The sequence below is a fragment of the Orrella sp. 11846 genome, assembly GCF_048820935.1.
Lineage (GTDB): Bacteria > Pseudomonadota > Gammaproteobacteria > Burkholderiales > Burkholderiaceae_B > Algicoccus.
Map to the genome: position 1 here is coordinate 34,691 of NZ_JBMERD010000004.1, position 18,695 is coordinate 53,385.

General features: G+C 51.3%; 19 protein-coding genes and 1 pseudogene. 2 read left to right on the forward strand and 18 right to left on the reverse strand.

Annotated elements, in window-relative coordinates:
- Positions 1-95: 95 nt before the first annotated feature.
- The 7 genes and pseudogenes from ACOI06_RS04375 to ytfE all read right to left on the reverse strand — a co-directional run bounded on the left by ACOI06_RS04375 (position 96) and on the right by ytfE (position 6,331).
- Positions 96-875, reverse strand: coding sequence for a class I SAM-dependent methyltransferase (locus ACOI06_RS04375; RefSeq protein WP_420661302.1), 780 nt, complete (start codon positions 873-875; stop codon positions 96-98).
- 186 nt (positions 876-1,061) lie between these two features.
- A complete protein-coding gene (locus tag ACOI06_RS04380) occupies positions 1,062-1,766 on the reverse strand; it encodes an anaerobic ribonucleoside-triphosphate reductase activating protein (RefSeq protein WP_420661303.1) in 705 nt (234 codons plus the stop codon).
- A complete protein-coding gene (gene nrdD / locus ACOI06_RS04385; protein WP_420661470.1) occupies positions 1,720-1,905 on the reverse strand; it encodes an anaerobic ribonucleoside-triphosphate reductase in 186 nt (61 codons plus the stop codon). Before nrdD ends, ACOI06_RS04380 begins: the two co-directional genes overlap by 47 nt.
- Before the next feature lie 73 nt (positions 1,906-1,978).
- Positions 1,979-3,748 (reverse strand): annotated as a pseudogene (locus ACOI06_RS04390) (ribonucleoside triphosphate reductase); the annotation flags it as partial.
- 169 nt (positions 3,749-3,917) lie between these two features.
- On the reverse strand, positions 3,918-5,075 hold the full coding sequence (locus ACOI06_RS04395) for an NAD(P)H-dependent flavin oxidoreductase (RefSeq protein ID WP_420661304.1): 1,158 nt from the start codon (positions 5,073-5,075) through the stop codon (positions 3,918-3,920).
- Between the two features lie 13 nt (positions 5,076-5,088).
- Entirely contained in the window at positions 5,089-5,643 is a 555-nt protein-coding gene (locus ACOI06_RS04400; protein WP_420661305.1) for a hemerythrin domain-containing protein, read from the reverse strand.
- Between the two features lie 16 nt (positions 5,644-5,659).
- On the reverse strand, positions 5,660-6,331 hold the full coding sequence (gene ytfE, locus ACOI06_RS04405; protein WP_420661306.1) for an iron-sulfur cluster repair protein YtfE: 672 nt from the start codon (positions 6,329-6,331) through the stop codon (positions 5,660-5,662).
- 223 nt (positions 6,332-6,554) lie between these two features.
- On the opposite strand from ytfE, the gene norR reads away from it, so the two are divergent.
- Positions 6,555-8,060 (forward strand): nitric oxide reductase transcriptional regulator NorR, encoded by a 1,506-nt coding sequence (gene norR / locus ACOI06_RS04410; protein WP_420661307.1) that lies wholly within the window; start codon positions 6,555-6,557, stop codon positions 8,058-8,060.
- Positions 8,061-8,100: 40 nt separating this feature from the next.
- Here norR and ACOI06_RS04415 read toward each other — a convergent pair whose 3' ends face one another.
- The 5 genes from ACOI06_RS04415 to ugpQ all read right to left on the reverse strand — a co-directional run bounded on the left by ACOI06_RS04415 (position 8,101) and on the right by ugpQ (position 11,454).
- Positions 8,101-8,943 carry a TauD/TfdA dioxygenase family protein gene (locus ACOI06_RS04415; protein WP_420661308.1) on the reverse strand — a complete coding sequence of 281 codons (843 nt, stop codon included), beginning with the start codon at positions 8,941-8,943 and terminating at the stop codon, positions 8,101-8,103.
- Between the two features lie 44 nt (positions 8,944-8,987).
- Positions 8,988-9,650, reverse strand: a complete 663-nt coding sequence (locus tag ACOI06_RS04420; RefSeq protein ID WP_420661309.1) for a DsbA family oxidoreductase — start codon at positions 9,648-9,650, stop codon at positions 8,988-8,990.
- A gap of 34 nt (positions 9,651-9,684) precedes the next feature.
- The gene (locus ACOI06_RS04425; RefSeq protein ID WP_420661310.1) at positions 9,685-10,116 is read right to left on the reverse strand and encodes a PaaI family thioesterase; all 432 of its coding nucleotides are present in this window, start codon (positions 10,114-10,116) and stop codon (positions 9,685-9,687) included.
- A gap of 59 nt (positions 10,117-10,175) precedes the next feature.
- On the reverse strand, positions 10,176-10,535 hold the full coding sequence (locus tag ACOI06_RS04430) for a hypothetical protein (protein ID WP_420661311.1): 360 nt from the start codon (positions 10,533-10,535) through the stop codon (positions 10,176-10,178).
- A 136-nt stretch (positions 10,536-10,671) separates the two neighbouring features.
- A complete protein-coding gene (gene ugpQ, locus ACOI06_RS04435; protein WP_420661312.1) occupies positions 10,672-11,454 on the reverse strand; it encodes a glycerophosphodiester phosphodiesterase in 783 nt (260 codons plus the stop codon).
- Between the two features lie 98 nt (positions 11,455-11,552).
- Here ugpQ and ACOI06_RS04440 point away from each other — a divergent pair, with 98 nt between their 5' ends.
- Positions 11,553-12,728, forward strand: coding sequence for an NADH:flavin oxidoreductase/NADH oxidase (locus tag ACOI06_RS04440; protein WP_420661313.1), 1,176 nt, complete (start codon positions 11,553-11,555; stop codon positions 12,726-12,728).
- A gap of 46 nt (positions 12,729-12,774) precedes the next feature.
- Here ACOI06_RS04440 and ACOI06_RS04445 read toward each other — a convergent pair whose 3' ends face one another.
- The 6 genes from ACOI06_RS04445 to ACOI06_RS04470 are packed head-to-tail and all read right to left on the reverse strand — an operon-like array spanning position 12,775 to position 18,695.
- Entirely contained in the window at positions 12,775-14,040 is a 1,266-nt protein-coding gene (locus ACOI06_RS04445; RefSeq protein WP_420661314.1) for a hydantoinase/carbamoylase family amidase, read from the reverse strand.
- Complete coding sequence (locus ACOI06_RS04450; protein ID WP_420661315.1) at positions 14,028-14,702, reverse strand: orotate phosphoribosyltransferase; 675 nt, start codon at positions 14,700-14,702, stop codon at positions 14,028-14,030. Before ACOI06_RS04450 ends, ACOI06_RS04445 begins: the two co-directional genes overlap by 13 nt.
- Positions 14,703-14,743: 41 nt before the next feature.
- Positions 14,744-15,718, reverse strand: coding sequence for a succinylglutamate desuccinylase (locus tag ACOI06_RS04455; RefSeq protein WP_420661316.1), 975 nt, complete (start codon positions 15,716-15,718; stop codon positions 14,744-14,746).
- A gap of 33 nt (positions 15,719-15,751) precedes the next feature.
- Entirely contained in the window at positions 15,752-16,759 is a 1,008-nt protein-coding gene (locus ACOI06_RS04460; RefSeq protein ID WP_420661317.1) for an ABC transporter ATP-binding protein, read from the reverse strand.
- Positions 16,756-17,766, reverse strand: coding sequence for an ABC transporter ATP-binding protein (locus tag ACOI06_RS04465; RefSeq protein WP_420661471.1), 1,011 nt, complete (start codon positions 17,764-17,766; stop codon positions 16,756-16,758). The genes ACOI06_RS04460 and ACOI06_RS04465 overlap by 4 nt, the downstream gene beginning before the upstream one ends.
- Positions 17,766-18,695, reverse strand: coding sequence for an ABC transporter permease (locus tag ACOI06_RS04470; protein WP_420661318.1), 930 nt, complete (start codon positions 18,693-18,695; stop codon positions 17,766-17,768). Before ACOI06_RS04470 ends, ACOI06_RS04465 begins: the two co-directional genes overlap by 1 nt.

Below are 18,695 nucleotides of genomic sequence, written 5' to 3' on the forward strand. Positions count from 1 at the left end.
TGATATTAATGCGCAACCCTGAATAACGTGTTTGGATAATCGTTTGGTTTCCTCACTTTTTGAGTCCGGTTCGCGTAGTGTTATACGCATCAGATTTAATTTGGAGACATCGCATGCCAGAGCGTCCAGCGGTCTTTCTCGATAATGGGTTCTTCGTTGTTGAGTGATGCGCGAATATGCTCGATGAGGATCTCTAGTTCATCGTCATTTAAGGCATGCAAAATGGAGCGTCCTTTGCGAGCTCGCAGGTCTTGCGCAAGTTCTTCAAAGTGCACATAAATACGTCGTGTTTCTTCGAGTTCTACTGTACGAACATCTTCAAAGCCGGCGTTGCGTAAAGCCTCGATTACGGTTTCTTTTTCAGGACGACGCGCTTCTTCGATTTTCATTAAATGCGGGAAGACATCGAAGACGTAGCCTCGCAGATGTGCGGGTGAGCCAAGATGGGATAGGTCCTGGGGTGTGCGCTCCTGAAAAATAACTGCACCACCGGGCTTTAGGAGACGCCAGGCTTCTTTAGCGCACCCATCCACTTCATCTAGGTGATGCAAGAGTGCTCGTGAGTAGACGATGTCGGCACTGTTGTTAGGCAGCCCTGTTTCATCGGCTTTGCCATAGACAAATTGCAACTGAGTCATGGCGTTGAGTGTTTCGCGTGCCGTAGTGAGCATGACTTCAGAAAAATCAACGCCTATAACCTGTCGAGCGCCCATCATGGCCCAAGCGACACTGTAGATACCACCGCCACATCCGATGTCGACGACCGTTTTTCCCCGTGCATCCACTAAAGCGCGCATCGCATCAAACCAGCTTTGATCAGCCTGACGTCCGGTGTACATATGCCGATTTGATTCATCATGAAAGTTGATTGGCATGTGAAAATCCTCCGACGATTGTAGGGAATGACTCGCTTCTGTGAACGACAGATAATCAGGATGCGTTGTGAATATCTGGACTCTGGTTCGAGAATAACCTAATGACTGATGTTAGAGGCAGTATGGAGGCGCTCGAAGATTGACCGACAAACAATTGGGACAGCTTCTGATCGATCCGAATCTGGATTAGCGAACTTCCATGCTTTCAAATAAGTTGCCAAGTGCTTCTTGTGTGCTGGTTTTGAGGATGTCTCGAGGCGGTTCGTCCGGTGAGTGGCGAAATCGCTGCACGGCATAATGAGAAACACCTCGAGTTTTGAGGTAATGCCCCAGTGCCAGTAGATCATCCTGAGACAACCAGGCTTCTGACCAGGTCGTGCGACATTCCCACGTGCCCGACCACTGATTAAGTTGTTCCAGACATTGATCAACTGGACGCCAAGAATCACGACGAAAGGTGAGTTTGTCGTATTGTTTGGGCAGGGTTTTAATATCTAGCCCGACCCAGTGAATACTTGGCAAGATGGCTCGCAATCGCTCCGGATAAATACCGGCCGTGTGTAAACCAATCTGAAACCCCATATCAGCGATGCGTTGAACGAGGGTATCGATGCCAGGGTCCATTAAGGGCTCACCACCTGATAGGACCACACCATCTAGTAAACCAATGCGAGATTGTAGAAATGCTTCAATGTCGGCCCAGTCATATCCGGGCTGACGCGCATGCAAATGTGGGTTGTGGCAATAACTGCATCGCCATGGGCAACCCGACAGAAACAACGTGGCACAAAGCTGGTCGGGCCAGTCAACCGTAGAAAACTTGACTAGCCCGCCAATACTTGGCTCACGCGTGAGTTCTGTCCTTTGATTCAGTAAAGAACTTGCGCTCATTAAATTCACCTTGTTTGCCAATATTGAAAGAGCTCACCGGACGGTGGTAGCCCATGACTCGGGTCCAGACTTCGCAACGTGTGCGTTGTTCGGGCTGAAGCTGACTAATGACGTCTTTGGGTGGTTGCACAAAACGGATCGTCGAGGTTTGTGTGGCAGTCTGTGTGGATGCCTGTACGTTGGGGTTTAGTTGGGACATGATGCGTTCTCCTTTAGTGGGTTGAAACACCCGGGTTGGTTTGCATGGCTTCCAAGAGTTCTTCGTCACATTTAGGGCAGAACTCGTGGTGCCCTTTGAGATAGCCATGCTTAGGGCAAATCGAAAACGTGGGGGTGATCGTGATGTACGGCAGTCTGAAATTGGATAAAGCCCGTTTCACCAGTTGTTTGCAGGCTTGTGCCGAACTGACGGCTTCATTCATGTAAAGGTGTAAAACCGTGCCGCCGGTATATTTGGACTGCAACGCTTCTTGACGTTCTAGCGCTTCAAAGGGGTCTTCAGTGAAGCCAACGGGCAGCTGGCTAGAGTTTGTGTAATAGGGTTGATGGTCGGTGCCGGCTTGAAGGATGTCGGGCCAACGTTTGCGGTCTTCTTTGGCAAATCGATACGTCGTACCTTCTGCGGGTGTGGCTTCCAAGTTGTAGAGATGGCCTGTTTCTTCCTGATATTGCACGATCCGTGCGCGGACATGGTCAAGCAGACGTAATGCCATGTCGTGTCCGATTGGGCTTGTGATGTCATGCTGATCATGCGTGAAGTTGCGGATCATTTCATTGATGCCATTAACACCCAGCGTGCTGAAATGATTGCGCAACGTGCCTAGATAGCGTTTGGTGTAGGGATAAAGTCCCTGATCCATGAGTTGCGCCACCACCGTGCGGCGAGTTTCTAGCACATCACGACCCAGATCCAGAAGCTCATCGAGCTTGGTGAGTAGAGCCGCTTCATCGCCCGCATAGAGGTAGCCTAGGCGAGCGCAATTCACGGTGACTACACCAATGCTGCCAGTTTGTTCGGCAGAGCCAAACAAACCATTGCCTCGCTTGAGCAATTCACGCAAATCCAGTTGTAAGCGGCAGCACATGGATCTGACCATATGTGGTTCAAGATCGGAATTTAAAAAGTTCTGAAAATAGGGCAATCCATAGCGCGCGGTCATTTCGAATAATCGCGTCGCATTGGGATGATCCCACTCAAAGTCAGGTGTGATGTTGTAAGTGGGGATCGGAAAGGTAAATGCGCGGCCCATGGCATCGCCTTCGCCCATGACTTCAATATAGGCGCGATTGATCATGTCCATCTCAGCTTGTAAGTCACCATAGCTAAAGGAGACTTCTTGGCCACCAATAATGGGGACTTGATCGCGTAGATCGGCAGGGCACGTCCAGTCAAATGTGAGATTGGTGAAAGGGGTTTGTGTCCCCCAGCGACTGGGGACGTTGAGGTTATGAATCATTTCTTGCATGCACTGACGCACTTGCGCATAGGTCATGCTGTCTAGACGTACAAACGGCGCCATATAGGTATCAAATGAACTAAACGCTTGTGCGCCTGCCCACTCATTTTGGAGGGTGCCTAGAAAGTTCACAATCTGACCAATGGCAGACGACATATGACGGGGTGGTCCAGATTCGACCTGGCCGGGAATGCCGTTAAAGCCTTCGGTCAATAATTGACGTAGTGACCAACCGGCGCAATAGCCACTCAGCATATCCAGATCATGAATATGCAGATCGCCCTCACGGTGTGCGTGACCGGCTTCTGGGCTTAAGAGCGTGGAGAGCCAGTAGTTTGCCGTCACCTTGCCTGCGACATTTAAGATCATGCCGCCTAAGCTATAACCTTGGTTCGCGTTGGCGTTCACACGCCAGTCGATTTGCTGCAAATACTCCTGCATGGTTTGCGCGACATCGATCGTAATCGCAGATTGGGTGGGTTGTTCCTGAGGCAAGGATGCTGAGTCCATACGGGATTCTGCGTGTGGTTTTGTAGGATTGTCAGAATGAGTCTGAGTTGATTGGGTGTGCATAGTTGTCTCTATATGTTGTGTTTAGAAAAGATACTAGCACTATATATTGTGTGTTTCTCGATTTTCAGATACAAAAAAGCGCCTTTCGGCGCTTCTTTTGCGATAGATCAAACTCGGATTGTCAGGCTAAGCTTGCGGGCTTGACGCCGCTCAAGAGATATTCGATCAACTCATGTACGCTGCGCACCGTGTTCCCAAAAGGCAGGTTACCTGCGCCTCTGAAAAACAACCCTTTATCAACTTCGCCTTTCAGGGCGGAGATCAATTTTAGGTCAATGCAGAATTGCCCCCACTTGCTGATACCGTCGCGTAAGCCACAGTGTGTTAGACAGTCGGCTGCTTGAACGCAACGTCTGGGATCGGCTTTAGCAGTTTGCTGCAGCTTAGGTTCGTGCAGCTTATAGCTTTTAAGCCAGCGCGTTTTAACTGCACGGGCAGGTAGGCCTGCCACACTGGTGAACTCTTCCATATCGGTCGGATCCGCGTTTAAGAGCACCTCTTTAAAGTTAGGGTGCGCATCGCCTTCGGCAGTGACGGCAAAGGCTGTTCCTAACTGCACGCCTTGAGCGCCACCTTCGGTAAGCCAGTGACGGACTTTTTCATGGGAGTCAATGCCACCGGCCACAATAAGGGGCGGGGCATCTTTACCTAGACCCAGCTCTTCAAAGATTTTCTGGGCGCCTTCGATGACTTTTGCAAAATCAAACCGTTCATCACCAATGTCTTGCAACTGAGGCGCACCCAGGTGACCACCCGCATGGGCAGGGTTTTCAATAATGATGGCACTGGGTAGACGCGATTTACGCATCCAGCGTTTCAACACAATCCCAATCCCGCGTGATTCAGACAGAATCGGAATTAGGCCGACATCGGGATGATCTTGAACCAAGTCAGGCAATTCCAGAGGCAGACCGGCGCCCATGACCACCACATCGGCGCCACTTTCGCACGCTTGTTTGACGAGCGCGACATGATCACGCACCGCTTTCATGACGTTGACAGCGATCAGGCCATTGCCTTGAGACTCTTCTTTGGCCATTTTGATTTCACGATCTAAGGCAACGTGGTTTGCCCAGTCCATTAAGTCGCGGTCTTTGCCTTCGCTTTGCTCGAGCAAATCGGGGTGATGATGGCGTAAATCAATACTAGCAATGGTGCCCATCGCGCCTTCTTTGGCGACAGCACCGGCAAGGCGGTGAGCGGAAATACCAACGCCCATGCCGCCCTGAAAAATCGGCAAAATTTCACGGCCTACAAGCCGTAGTTTTTGAAACCACATATGTTTTACTCTCTTAAGATGGTGTCAGACCGCGTCGCAAGGCCATTTGTAAACAGATCTCGTGTCGTTGTTCATCTGATAAAAGCGCAATGTGCGGAAAGACCTCGCTTTGTTCGCGATGCATGTGGGCATCATATCGGTCAACGAATGCGGGCAGTTGTTGCGGAACAGCCAATAATTGATATTTCTCAAGTCCGTCCAGCCATTTTTCAATAACATGCCATTCTTTCTCAAGAATTTCATGTTCTTGCAACAAAATATCCATGTGCTCTGCAAGGGCTTGGGCTTGCTCTGCGCTGAGCTGTTCCTCAGTTAAAGCGGCCAGCGCCGGAAAAATATCCTTTTCTTCATCTTCGTGATGCAAAGGGGCAGCCATCCGGAAATAACGCAGAATGCGGCTAGCGGCTTCGCTGGCTTGTTCATCGGCGCCATGCGTTTTGATGTGATCCACAATGCGCAAAGCCAGTTGGGTGAATCGGCGAACTTTGTCGTGACATGACAGCAACAACTCGCAAGGATCATCAAAGCCGGTATCGAGTTCACGGGTTCTGGGTTCAAGAATACTCATGTTGTTCAGGTGTCCTTCAAGCGTGTTGGCTGACAAACAAAATATTGTTTTCTAAATGGATGTGCTCCATCAGGTCATGACGAAACTGTCGTAAGCCAGCGTACAGTGCGCGCCAGCTGCCACAGGCATCTTCTGGTTCGCGTAAATCATGTGTCAATTGCGTGATCTGTGCGAGTTCCTCGCCATGGCGATCATGTTCAAAACGCATCATGGCAATCGGCGCTTGGACCCGATCGGCATCCATGCGTCTAAGCATCGGAAACAAGATGCGCTCTTCTTTCATCATATGCGTTTCAAGCTCGCGCAAGAACTCAGACAAGGCATCGGCCAGTCCTCGGGGACATTGCGGGTGCTCGCCATGGACGTTTTCAATACGTTGGGCCAGTCGGATGAGTTCGGGCAAATCATCGCGATGCCGATCATGAAAGCGTTCGGTAATGTGATCGATCAAGGCATCTGTGGAGACTTCTCTCCAGTCAGTGACATCAGGATTACCGGAGGGACGAAGACTGCTCAGGTCACTGAGCAGTGATTCGGTTTCTTCGCGTGTTTGCGCCTTTAAAGCGTCACGCAGAACTTGTTGACCACCACAACAAAAATCCAAACGATAGGCATCAAATACACGGGTTGCGTCTGGGTATTGGCTCACAATGTTGCCTAATGTTTGATCAAGCAAAGCTTGGGGCATGTAAATAAACTCCACATAGAATTTAAACGTCGTTTACGCGATCTGGGATCGGGACACAGCGAATCGTACGGTTGTCATCGGTTTTGTCGTGTGTTGAAGGGTTTTTGACAAGGTTTTAAGCTGGTTTGGGTTTAAATAACCCTGCATAGACTGGGTTGATTACACCCATTATTGGTTTTTGTGAGGCAAGATTCATTGACCAAGACCCATCGGGAGGCATTGCATGAATACCGTTTTATCGTTGTTGAGTGATTTGCTCATGGATTTACCCGTTACGATCCGAGCGCAGCGCTTGGTGCAACAGGTACGGGAGCGATTCTTCTGCGATGCAGTGGGTTTATTGCAAATTGATGGGGAAGCCTTGGTGCCGCTTGCGTTTGTGGGCTTGTCGAGAGAAGCCATGGGTCGACGGTTTGTGATTGAGCAGCACCCGCGCCTTGCCGCAGTGATGGCCAGTTCCGATCCAGTTCGATTTGTACCTGGCGACCCACGGCCCGACCCTTATGACGGTTTGGTGGCTGAGTATCTGGGTCAACCATTACCCGTTCACGACTGTTTGGGGATTCGCTTGTCTTTGGATGGTGCACCTTGTGGCGTGATGACGCTGGATGCTTTAGAAGGGCGAACGTTTACAGAGAAAGACATGGCCAGTCTTCAGACATTTGCACGACTGGCTCAAATTATGTTGCGCATGTCACAGCTTGAACAAGACAGTCGCAGTTTTCGGCTTTTGCGCGCCAAGCATACAGCGAGCAATACATTACAAACAGGCACAGAGCGCCCTGTGTTGATCGGTCAGAGTCCGGTGATGGAAACTTTGTTACAAGAATTGGAGCTCGTTTCAGACTCTGATTTGCCTTTGCTTTTGGTGGGTGAAGCAGGTACGGGTAAAAAGCAGCTCGTGCAATGGATACACAGTGAATCTCGTCGGGCAGATAATCCGCTAGTGCATGTCAATTGCGTGGTGTTGTCAGATGCCTTGGCAGAGATGGAATTGTTTGGGACACCTGAAACAGCGCAAGAGCCTGCCTATGCTGGCTGTCTTGAACGTGCCCAAGGTGGCACTTTGTTTCTGGAAGAGATTTGCGGATTGCCACTCACGACACAGTCTAAGCTTTTGTGGTTGTTGCAAACTGGTCATTACAGTCGTCTAGGTGAAACGCAGCAGCGCGCGGCCGATGTGCGTTTGCTTGTCTCGAGTCAGCGTGATCTTGCACAAGCTGTGCGCGATGGGCAGTTACTCCCTGATTTGTATGACCGCCTGATCGCATATCCGCTGCGTGTTCCACCGCTTCGCGACCGAGGATCCGATGTGCTGTTACTGGCCGGGCGGTTTTTAGAGCTCAATCGAGCTCGACATGGTTTGCAAAGTTTGCGCTTATCCGAGCAAGCACAGCGTGCCTTGGCCGCGTATTCCTGGCCAGGCAACATCAAGGAGCTTAAGCATGTTCTGGATCGGGCTGCAATCCGCGCCTTGGGTCAGCACAGAAAGCCCGAAGCGATTGTCACCATTGATGTCGATTGGTTAGGTCTGGAGACAGCGCAGCCTTTGTCACCTAAAGGCCAAGGAACTGCCATGTCATTGCGCCGCGCGACAGAAGTTTTTCAGCAACAGATGGTGCAATCGGCACTGGCACAACATCAGCACAATTGGTCGGCAGCGGCCCGCAGCCTAGGGATAGACACCAGCAACTTGCACAAATTGGCTAAGCGGCTGGGTCTTAAATAGGTTGCTGGATTCGCTTTATTTGATCGCTTTGTTTAATCAGTTACTTCGGTGTATCGCCCTGAAGGGTGACGCGGTGAAGCAAGCGTTTATGACCATGATAGTCGTTCACGGGGTTGTGTAAAACACGGCGGTTGTCCCAGAACGCCATGGAATTGATCGCCCAGTTGAATCGACAGGTGAACTCAGGGCGCACCTGATGTTCATAAAGATAGTTCAAGAGTGGCGCGCTTTCTTCCTCACTCCAACCAGAAAACTGAGTCGTGTGTGCAAAGTTCACAAAAAGCGCTTTGCGACCAGTTTCGGGGTGCGTGCGCACCACGGGGTGTTCGGCAATGAGCGTGGTGTTGGCGATATCGGTGGCGGATTCAGCGATCCGGTCTTCACGAGTTTTAGTGACATCCGCTTTGGCAGATGAGTTCACGGCTTTCAAGTCCGATAACGTTTCCTTTAAGCCGTCGGACAGTGCCTCGTAAGCCGCATAACCACAGGCAAATAGCGTGTCACCTCCATAAGGCGGGATTTCACGACCGATGAGCATAGTTGCCATGGGTGGTTGAGGTAAATAAGCGGTGTCGGTATGCCAGACGCCACCAAAGTTATGCGTTTCGTGAGGCAGCTTCATGACCGGAATAATCATGGGGTGCTCAGGTAAGCCGCGCACAAATGGATACTCAATGATCTCACCAAAGGATTGCGCAAAGGCTAGAAACTGGTCGGGAGACAGGTCCTGATCTCTAAAAAAGATGACACCATGGTCTAACCAGATTTGTCGTAGTTGTGCAATCTGCTCAGAAGAAAGGTCTCCTTGCAGATCGATGCCTGAAATTTCAGCGCCTAAAGCGCCTGACAATCGTTTCACGTTCAAAGTGGTTTGGTTGGTCATTAGCTTTTCCCCCTCCCTATGACGGGTTGTTTTTAAAATTCACGTTATTTTTGAGTGTCTTGCTGGCGTTCCTGAGCTTGCTCAAGTGCTGCGACTAAATAGGCTTCAGATTGCGCACCCTGGATTAAGAAATGGTTATCCAAAATAAAAGCGGGCACAGCTTGAATGCCAAGCATTTTCCAGCGCGTCTCTTCGGCGCGCACCGCTTGTGTGTACTGATCGCTTTCGAGAATAGTTCGAGCCTGATCGGCGTCTAGGCCAGCTTGTGTCACTGCACCCAACAAGGTTTGTAGATCATCCATGTTGGATGCGGTTGTGAAGTAAGCTGCAAAGAGTGCTTTTTTAAGCTTCAAAGCGCCTTGCCAGCCAACGGTTTCCTGCGCCCAGTGCAACAGACGATGACAGTTTAGCGTGTTGTACACATGGGTGCGTCCTTGCGGATGAAACTCAAACCCGACTTGCGCGGCACGGTCATAGATCCGTTGCTGATTCTCACGCACCTGATCCGGTCCAATGCCATATTTCTCACTCAAGTGTTCGATGACTTCCTGACCACCCGGTGGCATGTCAGGGTTGAGTTCAAAGGGTTGCAGATAAATTTCAGCATCGATGCGACCTTTGAGATCTTCTAGGGCGCGCTCCAGCGTGCTCAAACCAATGGCACACCAGGGGCAGGCAATATCAGAAACCATGTCTATGCGAACCATCTTGTTCTCCCGTCAGGCTGTTCAGTTTAAAAGTCTATTTATTGGGCCAGAGAATCATTTGTGTACAGCGAAACATGCACAAACGATCGTTGTTTGCTTCGTTGAAGACTTCAGCGTCCCAGACTTGCGTGTTACGTCCCAAGTGTTGAGCCGTGGCGACACAAATTAGGCTACCTTCACGCAAGGTTTTAAAAAAGTTGGACTTCAATTCGATCGTGGTGAAACCAGACGATCCTTCGGGTAGATGGGCGAATGTGCCAAATCCAGCTGTCGTGTCAGCCAAGGTGACCAAGCTGCCTGCATGAAGGTAGGTGTTGGGGGCGAAGTGGATTTTTTTGAGTTCCATGCGCGATACCATTTCGTTTTCTCCAAAACGGATCATGGTCAGCCCCAGATAGCCGGGCAGGTTCTCGCCAATGCGTGCATTCAACTTCTCGAGTGTTAAGTCTGGTTTCAGAAAAGACATGATTACCCTTGATTCAATCACTAAAAATCATGAGGATAGCGTGTAGTCTCTCTTTGTGCCTAGTCATCAGGCGATTGTTGTTTTTCTGATCGAGGTTTGTCGGCATCTGACAATGGATAAGGGTCAGCAACATAGGCCGGTCCCTTCATAATCATGACTGTGACCGCACCGACACCCGTTGTAAACAAAGCTGTCCATAGCACCACCATAAGACCCAACGCATAGATATCAATCGTTGTGATGAATTTGCTGACCATCCACGGGGCATCGTCCATGCTCCAGAGCCGGGCAATGGCTGAAGGGATAAAGATCAGCACAGTCCCGATCAGGAATACCTTGGGGATTAAGCGCAGAATCTTCCTTTCCAGACCCGCCGGTGTTTTGGTGTGTCCGGGTAATTTGGTGAATGGGTCAACCATGTTGAGCCTTTGTGAGGGGTGGTTTTTCTTTAGGTTACCACCATCAGTTGAATTGGCGGCAGATCTACACGCACAGCCTATGCGTATCCGAGGCGTTCAATGGGTTTTAATTGAATTTAAAACTGAATGTTAAGCCTCAGTTTAGCCAACTCGGTTGGGTTGAGTCAGTTGGGTCAATCTCATCTAAAGCATCTGTGATGATGCTGCGAACACCCCACTCCAGCAGTTGCTGGGCGCGTTTTGGATCATTCACGGTATAGGCCAGACAATGTACGCTGAGTTCGCGGGTGTGTTGCAGAAGCTCGGGGGTGATGAGCGTGTGGTCACAAACCAGAACTTGTGCCCCCAAGACGCGCAGTGTCGTAACCCAGTCGGTCTCTAACGTGTCTATGAGTAGACCGCGCGGGATTTCTGGTGCGATGGCGCAAGCAGACGCTAACGCAGCCGGTTCAAATGACGTGAATAAAGGCATGGGCGCACAGCGGCTTGTGGCACGCGTTGACCAGAGTGCTTGAGTGGCTCGTGCCACTTCACGGCCTGTGACTTCAGCCAAGCCGGTCGTGGGTTTGATCTCCAGATTGATCCAGCTTGTGTTAGCTAAACAGAATCGGGCGACTTGAGCCAGACTCGGGACAGGTTCACCCGCATATAAAGGACTGTGCCAACGACCGGCATCGAGTGTGCGCAAGTCAGACGAACTTGTGTCAGCCACGTGTTGATCCAGACCCGTTGTTCGCCGCAGTGTCTCATCATGCATGAGCACGGGTTGGTGGTCGCTGGTGAGAGTGATATCCACTTCAAACATGCGCCAACCTTTGGAATACCCCAAGCGGATCGCAGCTAGTGTGTTCTCTGGTGCGAGATGTCCGGCACCTCGATGGGCGATCCAGCGTGGCCAGTTGTGTTTGTGAGTCATCATCGGTCGGTGTTATGTCATTTAAGTGAGCGTGTTGTCATGTCATGCCTTCCGATACACTGTAACTGATCAGTAAACGTTAAAAAACAGTGGAGATTTGGATGACATCACAAATAGGACTTTTTACACCGCTGACATTACGATCGGTGACGTTTAAAAATCGTATTGTCGTTGCACCCATGTGTCAGTATTCGGCGATTGACGGTGAGGTCAATGATTGGCATTTGGTGCATCTGGGACGTTTTGCGGCAGGTGGCGCAGGCGCTGTGATGGTTGAAGCGACGGCGGTCGTTCCACAAGGGCGGATTACGCATGGTGACTTGGGTTTGTGGTGTGATCAACAGATCGAAGGTTTGGCAAGAATTGCTGCTTTTGTTAAAAGCCAAGGCTCGGTGCCGATGATTCAGTTGGCACATGCCGGTCGAAAAGCCAGTATGCAGCGGCCATGGCATGGTCATGGTCCTATGTCTGAGGAAGATTTGGCTCGCGGTGAGGAGCCTTGGGCCATTGAAGCGCCTAGTGAACTGCCCGTTGCCCCGGGTTGGTTGGAACCCAAGTCATTGACGCATGAGGAAATGGGGCAATTGCGCGAAGCTTGGTGTGATGCGGCGAAACGTTCGCTCCAAGCTGGTTTTGAGGCGATTGAAGTGCATGCCGCGCACGGTTATTTGCTGCATTCCTTTTTATCACCGATTAGTAATCAGCGAAACGATGAATATGGTGGTGATTTTGAAGGCCGTAGCCGCTTTGTGCTCGAGGTGGTTGAGGCGGTACGTGCCGTGTGGCCAGAAGATAAGCCCTTATTTGTGCGTTTGTCTTGTGTGGACGGTGTGGAGGGTGGGTTAACGCTTGAAGACTCGGTTCGACTTGCTCATCGCCTCAAAGCACTGGGTGTGGACGTGGTGGACTGCTCATCGGGTGGATTGTCAGAATCTGCCACAGCGACCATGACGCCGCGCGGTTTGGGCCATCAGGTGCCTTATGCGCAAACAATTCGACGCGATGTGGAGATTGCGACGATGGCTGTGGGGTTGATTTTGTTTCCAGAGCAAGCGCAAGCGATCGTACAAGAAGGGCAGGCAGATCTGGTGGCACTAGGTCGTGAACTGATGTTTAACCCCAACTGGCCAGATCATGCCCAATTAGTCTTGCAAGGTGAAACGGCGTACGAAGATTGGCCGCATCAAGCGGGTTGGTGGCTACAGCGTCGTGCCAAAATGCTGGGCAAATTAGGTGTTCAATCCGTGGTGCCCCATATGCCATCCGATAAGGTTTGATGGCGCTAATCGGCATATTGGGGATGTGTGGTGAACAGAAGTTCGATTAATCCGCTTGTAAAACGGCCTCAATCAAAACTTGAACGCCCAGCATAAAGTCGTCAATCTCCATGGCCTCATGGGGGTTGTGCGAGCCATGAGCGTTACGAATAAAGACCATGGCAGCTGGGATGCCTTCGTAGCTAAAAACAGCCGCATCGTGACCGGCGCCGCTTGGGATTTTTTCTACAGGCGTGCCCAAGACAGTTTGTCCGGCTTGGCTTAAGCGCTGCACCCAGTGCTCATCAACCAGGGCTGGAGGGGTTTCTACTTTGCGATCAAACTCGAAACGGACACCTCGGGCTTTCTCAATGCGCTTGCACTCATCTTGCATCAAGTCATAAAACTGGTGCAAGGTTTGTGTGTCCTGACTGCGCACCTCAAAACTGAAGCTCACTTCACCAGGAATCACTGAAACAGCGTGCGATTCGGGTCGGGTCGAGAGAATTCCGACGGTCATGACCAGATCCATCCCCATCTGGAGTAAAACGCGCCAGTGTTCATCTAAACGCGACAAAAGCTCGGCTGTTGCTAACACACTGTCTTTACGTAACCAGCGCGGAACGGCGCCAGAGTGGCCGGTTTCACCAATGCAGTGCACGCGGTTGTGGCGAATATTGCCGCGAATCCCTGTGACTACCGCAACAGGCCATTGGCGGTCAATCATGACCGGACCTTGCTCGATGTGAAGCTCAAGGTAGGCTCGAACTTGTTCAGGACTCAATATGGCTTCGCCACGCTCGATCCGATCGGTATCGATACCGCATTTCTGCATTGCTTCGCGTAATGTTTGCGTGCCGTTGCGATGAGGCAGGTCAAGATCACGAGGGTTGAATTTGCCAAAAAGCGCGAGCGAGCCAATATAGCTCTTGCCGTACCATGCACTTTCTTCACCACGCATCGCTAGAACTCGCACTGGATGCGGTGGGGTTAAATTGTTTTGATGCAAATGGACCAGCACTAGCACGCCTGCGACGATGCCCGCAAGTCCATCATAGTTTCCACCTTGCGGGACTGAGTCCACGTGGGAGCCGATGACAATGGCCGCTTCCGGTGTATCCGTTGTCGCTTGAAAGTTTGGCAGATCGATCCATAGGTTTTGATAGGCATCGAAACTGCAAGTTAATCCGAGTTCTTTGGCGTTGCGCTGCAAAATATCAATGGCGATTTGCTCGCCCGGTCCATAGCTCTCACGAGAGACCCCTTGGGTATCGGCGGTTGCATCACGCACTTCATTTAAAAGCGTGCTCGCCAGATGGGCTAGTTTGTCCATTGGCCGATGCCTCCATGATGAAGTGACCAAGCGACAGGGTCACGTGTGAAGTCCTCCAATGTTTTTAAGCGCTCAGCCGGGAGATCACCTTTGTCACGCAACGCTTCAAAAAGCGTGGCCCAGTCGAGCAAGGCGTGGATGGTGAGCGCATGCGAGCGCAAGAGCTCAGCCGTGTACGGATAGATCCCGAAATCAATCAGCACAAAAGCATGGTGCATGGACAGGCCCGATTTGCGCAAGGCTAGGCTGGCATCGATTTTGGATTTGCCATCAGTGGTGAGATCATCGACCAGAATGACTGGATCGCCCGCCTGAAAATGCCCCTCAATCTGCGCGTGCATACCCCAGCCAACAGGTTTTTTACGTAAAAACAACAAAGGCAACTCGAAGGTCTGTGCCATCCAAGCGGCATAGGCCACGCCTGAGCTTTCGGTGCCGACAATGGCACGAATACCTTGTTGCTCAATGACCGGCGCCATGATCTCGCTGGCTTGACGCATGATGCGCTTGCGGGCAGCGACGTCACTTAAAAGGCCTTGTGCATCGAGATAGATTGGACTGGCCCAGCCTGAGGTGTAGAAAAAAGGCTGACTACCAGCAACTTTAATGGCATCGAGATCAACCAGAATTCGGGCCAGTTCTTTGCGACTTGAGTCTTGCATAAAAAATCCGTTGTTGACTAATGTCGTTGAGAGGTGATGGTTTAATCGTTGATCAAACGGCCAAGACGCACCATGGTCGTGCCAATTCGCCATTGTTTCGCGACAGAAGGCATCACTAAAACGGTGTTGTCATAAGGGGCAGTGACCGTTTTATCGCCATTGATAGCAATTGGCTCGCCCTTTTTGGCCAACACTTCTAGACCCGTGAAGGGTTTCACAAAAGAGAATTTTTCTGATTCGGCGACCACGGCCTCGGTGACGGCTATCACACGCTGACGACCGCTGTAATCGAGGTTTGGGTAGAAGTGGGGCTGTGCGGTTGCGAGAGACAGTGTGCCTGTTTGCACTAAAAAGCGCATTAGGGTGTCTTTGGCGACATCGCCTGCTAGTTTTTCCCAGTGCTGCCCACACTCCACTAAGATAGCGGTTTTAGGGCTCGCCGGGTCGGCAAATGCACCGCGTTCAATCATGCGAAGTCCAGCCGGATGACCTGTGTCGTACATAAGGTATTCGGGCACCCCCATACGACGGGAGATGCTGACGGCTTTGTCTGCGCCTTTGCCATCGGTTCCACAAACCATGAGTGGTGCACAGTGTTCGTGCATGGAGTGGATATCCAAGATGTAATCAGCTTGATCAACAAAGCGAACTAGTTCTCGGGCACGGCGCAATTCAACCGAATCTTCATCGCTATTGAGGACATCATCGCCCCAGACGCGGTTCAGATCCTGATCTACATAGCGGTTGGCCGCGGGGTTGCCGGGGTTCCAGCGCGCGTATGCGGCCACATTACCGAATGACAAAATGAGTTTGCCAGCTTCTGGTAAGAGTTTTTTTGAAAGAAACCAGTCCACTGCGATTGCGCCACAGATTTCATTGCCGTGGGTGACGGCTTGCACCATGACGGTGGGTCCTGGCTGCCCGCTGTCAAACTCCCAAACATAGGGCACGCCGGTGTTGCCGTTTTCCCATTGGCGAATATCTGGGGCCTGAAGTTCAATCGGATACTGGCTCATTGTGATGTCCTTTATCTATTTGAGCATTAAAAGTTATTCGGTACCGCCATCATTGAGATGGCAGGCGCTGAAATGGCCAGGAGCCAATTGGCGCAATTTAGGTTCTTCACGCTGACAGCGTGGACCTGCCTTAGGGCAGCGAGGATGGAAGTGACAGCCTGAGGGTGGGTGCAATGGAGAAGGAATCTCACCTTTAATCGTTGAGAAGCGCTGTTTGCGGTTCTGTAGGGTTGGCACGTTGTCAAGCAAGGCTTGTGAATACGGGTGATTAGGCCCTTCAAACATCTGCTGTACCGGTGCTGATTCCACCACGCGACCGAGGTACATAATGACCACGCGATCAGACAGATAGCGCACCACACTCAAGTCGTGACTGATAAACAAATAGGTGAGATTGAGCTCACGGCGCAAGTCCATAAATAAGTTCAGAACTTGGGCCTGAATCGACACGTCGAGTGCCGCAACACTTTCGTCACAGACGAGAAACTTTGGATTAACGGCCAGCGCTCTGGCAATCCCGATCCGTGCACGCTGACCACCGGAGAATTGGTGGGGGTAGCGACGCATATAGACAGGATCTAGACCCACGCGTGTCAGAACCTGCGCGACATGATCTTGCATGTCTTTCTTGTCAACCAGACCATGAGCAACTGGTGCTTCACCCACAATATCCAGAACGCGCATACGTGGATTCAGGGACGCCATCGGATCCTGAAAAATCATCTGTACGGCTAATGTTTCTAGGGTTGGGCCGCGTGCGCCCATTTTGTGAAAATCTTGGCCGTTATAGAGAATCGTGCCTTCACTGGGTGAATACACACCAGCGACGACTCGTCCAAGCGTGGATTTACCACAGCCTGATTCACCCACTAAACCCACGACCTCACCAGGCATGATGTCCAGATTGACGTTGTTGACGGCATGAACGACTTCGGGCTCGTTTTTAGCACCGAGTAGATTAGCGATTTTGCCGGCGGTATCGACGGGTTTTACAAACCGCATCGAGATGCCTTGCATGGAAATGATCGGTTGTGTACTCATACTGGCTCAGATTCCATGTTTGATGCTTGCTGCTTGCGCAGAATAATGGGGTGGTGGCAACGTGCCTGACGTTCACCCGGATAATTGACAGCTTCCGGTGCGACTTCATGGCAAATGCTGGTCGCATCGCGACAGCGCGGTGCAAAAGCACAGCCGGGTGGCAGATTGCCCAACGATGGAGTTGAACCGGGAATTTGTTCCAAAGGCTCACCTTGCTTCACAGCCGAGGGCAGTGAACGCAGCAGACCCCGTGTGTATGGGTGGATTGGATTGTCCAACACATCATCGACCAGACCTGTTTCCACGACACGACCGGCATACATCACAGCAATGCGATGCGCCAGGCCGGCGACCACGGTCAGATCGTGCGTGATCCAGACCAAGGCGGTTCCACTTTCGGCACAGAGTTGCTGGATTTCAGCCAAAATCTGACTCTGAATCGTCACGTCCAGTGCGGTGGTGGGTTCATCCGCAATAATAACTTTAGGGTTGTTGAGCAAAGCGGTTGCAATCGCGACACGTTGCCGCATCCCACCCGAGAATTGGTGCGGATAGGCTTTGAGGCGCTCAGCCGCTGCGGGAATACCGACTTTTTCTAGGGCGCGTTGAGCACGGTCAAGTGCGGCCTTACGTGACACTTTTTCATGTGTCAGAATCGCTTCGACCATCTGTGTGTCAATGCGCAGCACGGGGTTTAAAGTCATCATGGGATCTTGGAAGATCATCGCGACATCTTTACCGCGTAACCCTTGCAAGCGGTTTTCTGGAAGACCGACAATCTCTTCACCTGCGAGACGAACAGAGCCGCCGACAATTTTGCCGGGTGGATCAACCAACCCCATGATGGAATAACCTGTGACGGATTTGCCGGAGCCTGATTCACCGACCAGACCCAAGACTTCGCCTTCACCGACTGTGAAAGAGACACCGTCGACAGCTTTAATGACGCCTGCACGGGTAATGAAGTGCGTGGCGAGATCTTCAACGACTAAAACTTCTTTCACAATTATTTCTCCAGACGCGGGTTGAGTACGTCACGAATTCGGTCACCCACCAAGTTGATGGAGACAATTGTCAACACCAAGGCCAGGCCCGGGAAAAAACTAATCCAATAACGACCACTCAGCATGTATTGAAACCCGTTGGCAATCAACACACCCAATGAGGGTTCTGTTTGCGGCAAGCCAACGCCTAAGAAGGACAGGGTCGCTTCGAGTGAAATGGCGTGTGCAGTTTGCACGGTTAACACCACAATCACAGGGGCCAAACAGTTTGGCAAAATGTGCCGAAACACAATCCGGGTTTTAGACAACCCAAGCGATTTAGCCGCCTCGACGTACTCTTTACTGCGTTCCACCAAAGCTGTGCCGCGTACAGTTCGAGCGTAATACGCCCACTGAACCACAATCAGCGCAATGATGATTTTGTCGACGCCTTTGCCAAGTGCAGCGACCAGAATCAGGGCAATCAGAATGGCCGGCAGCGATAGTTGCAAGTCAACAATCCGCATGACGATGGTTTCCACACGACCGCCAAGATAGGAGGCAATCAAACCAATTGACATCCCAAGTGTGGCGGCAATCACGCCAGATAACACGCCAACGGCCAACGAAATGCGCAGACCATACAGAATGCCGGAGTACAGGTCGCGCCCCACGCCGTCAGTTCCAATCCAGGCTGTAAAGCCATCCATGGTTTGTTCACCGGGTTCTAAGCGCGAATCCATCAGGTCCACGCTCGCCAGATCGTAAGGGTTTTGTGGGGTAATCCAAGGAGCCAGAATGGCTAATGTCACGATGAGCAGGAGCAGGATCAAACCGACGACGGCAATCTTGTCATCAAAAAATGATCGTGCGAACCGGCGCCAAGGGGTGTCAGCCAGAATCGGTTTGGGCGCTGGCGTCGTAACGGTTTCAGTATTTGTTGAAGTATTCAT

Bases quoted from the DNA above. Each gene is read 5' to 3' on its own strand.
- ACOI06_RS04415 (WP_420661308.1), bottom strand. From the start codon at position 8,943: ATGACCAACCAAACCACTTTGAACGTGAAACGATTGTCAGGCGCTTTA.
- ugpQ (WP_420661312.1), bottom strand. From the start codon at position 11,454: ATGATGACTCACAAACACAACTGGCCACGCTGGATCGCCCATCGAGGT.
- ACOI06_RS04425 (WP_420661310.1), bottom strand. From the start codon at position 10,116: ATGTCTTTTCTGAAACCAGACTTAACACTCGAGAAGTTGAATGCACGC.
- ACOI06_RS04395 (WP_420661304.1), bottom strand. From the start codon at position 5,075: ATGTGGTTTCAAAAACTACGGCTTGTAGGCCGTGAAATTTTGCCGATT.
- ACOI06_RS04420 (WP_420661309.1), bottom strand. From the start codon at position 9,650: ATGGTTCGCATAGACATGGTTTCTGATATTGCCTGCCCCTGGTGTGCC.
- ACOI06_RS04460 (WP_420661317.1), bottom strand. From the start codon at position 16,759: ATGAGTACACAACCGATCATTTCCATGCAAGGCATCTCGATGCGGTTT.
- ACOI06_RS04470 (WP_420661318.1), bottom strand. From the start codon at position 18,695: ATGAATACTTCAACAAATACTGAAACCGTTACGACGCCAGCGCCCAAA.
- norR (WP_420661307.1), top strand. From the start codon at position 6,555: ATGAATACCGTTTTATCGTTGTTGAGTGATTTGCTCATGGATTTACCC.
- ACOI06_RS04450 (WP_420661315.1), bottom strand. From the start codon at position 14,702: ATGCAAGACTCAAGTCGCAAAGAACTGGCCCGAATTCTGGTTGATCTC.
- ACOI06_RS04445 (WP_420661314.1), bottom strand. From the start codon at position 14,040: ATGGACAAACTAGCCCATCTGGCGAGCACGCTTTTAAATGAAGTGCGT.
- ACOI06_RS04455 (WP_420661316.1), bottom strand. From the start codon at position 15,718: ATGAGCCAGTATCCGATTGAACTTCAGGCCCCAGATATTCGCCAATGG.
- ACOI06_RS04375 (WP_420661302.1), bottom strand. From the start codon at position 875: ATGCCAATCAACTTTCATGATGAATCAAATCGGCATATGTACACCGGA.
- ACOI06_RS04400 (WP_420661305.1), bottom strand. From the start codon at position 5,643: ATGAGTATTCTTGAACCCAGAACCCGTGAACTCGATACCGGCTTTGAT.
- ACOI06_RS04430 (WP_420661311.1), bottom strand. From the start codon at position 10,535: ATGGTTGACCCATTCACCAAATTACCCGGACACACCAAAACACCGGCG.
- ACOI06_RS04440 (WP_420661313.1), top strand. From the start codon at position 11,553: ATGACATCACAAATAGGACTTTTTACACCGCTGACATTACGATCGGTG.
- ytfE (WP_420661306.1), bottom strand. From the start codon at position 6,331: ATGCCCCAAGCTTTGCTTGATCAAACATTAGGCAACATTGTGAGCCAA.
- ACOI06_RS04380 (WP_420661303.1), bottom strand. From the start codon at position 1,766: ATGAGCGCAAGTTCTTTACTGAATCAAAGGACAGAACTCACGCGTGAG.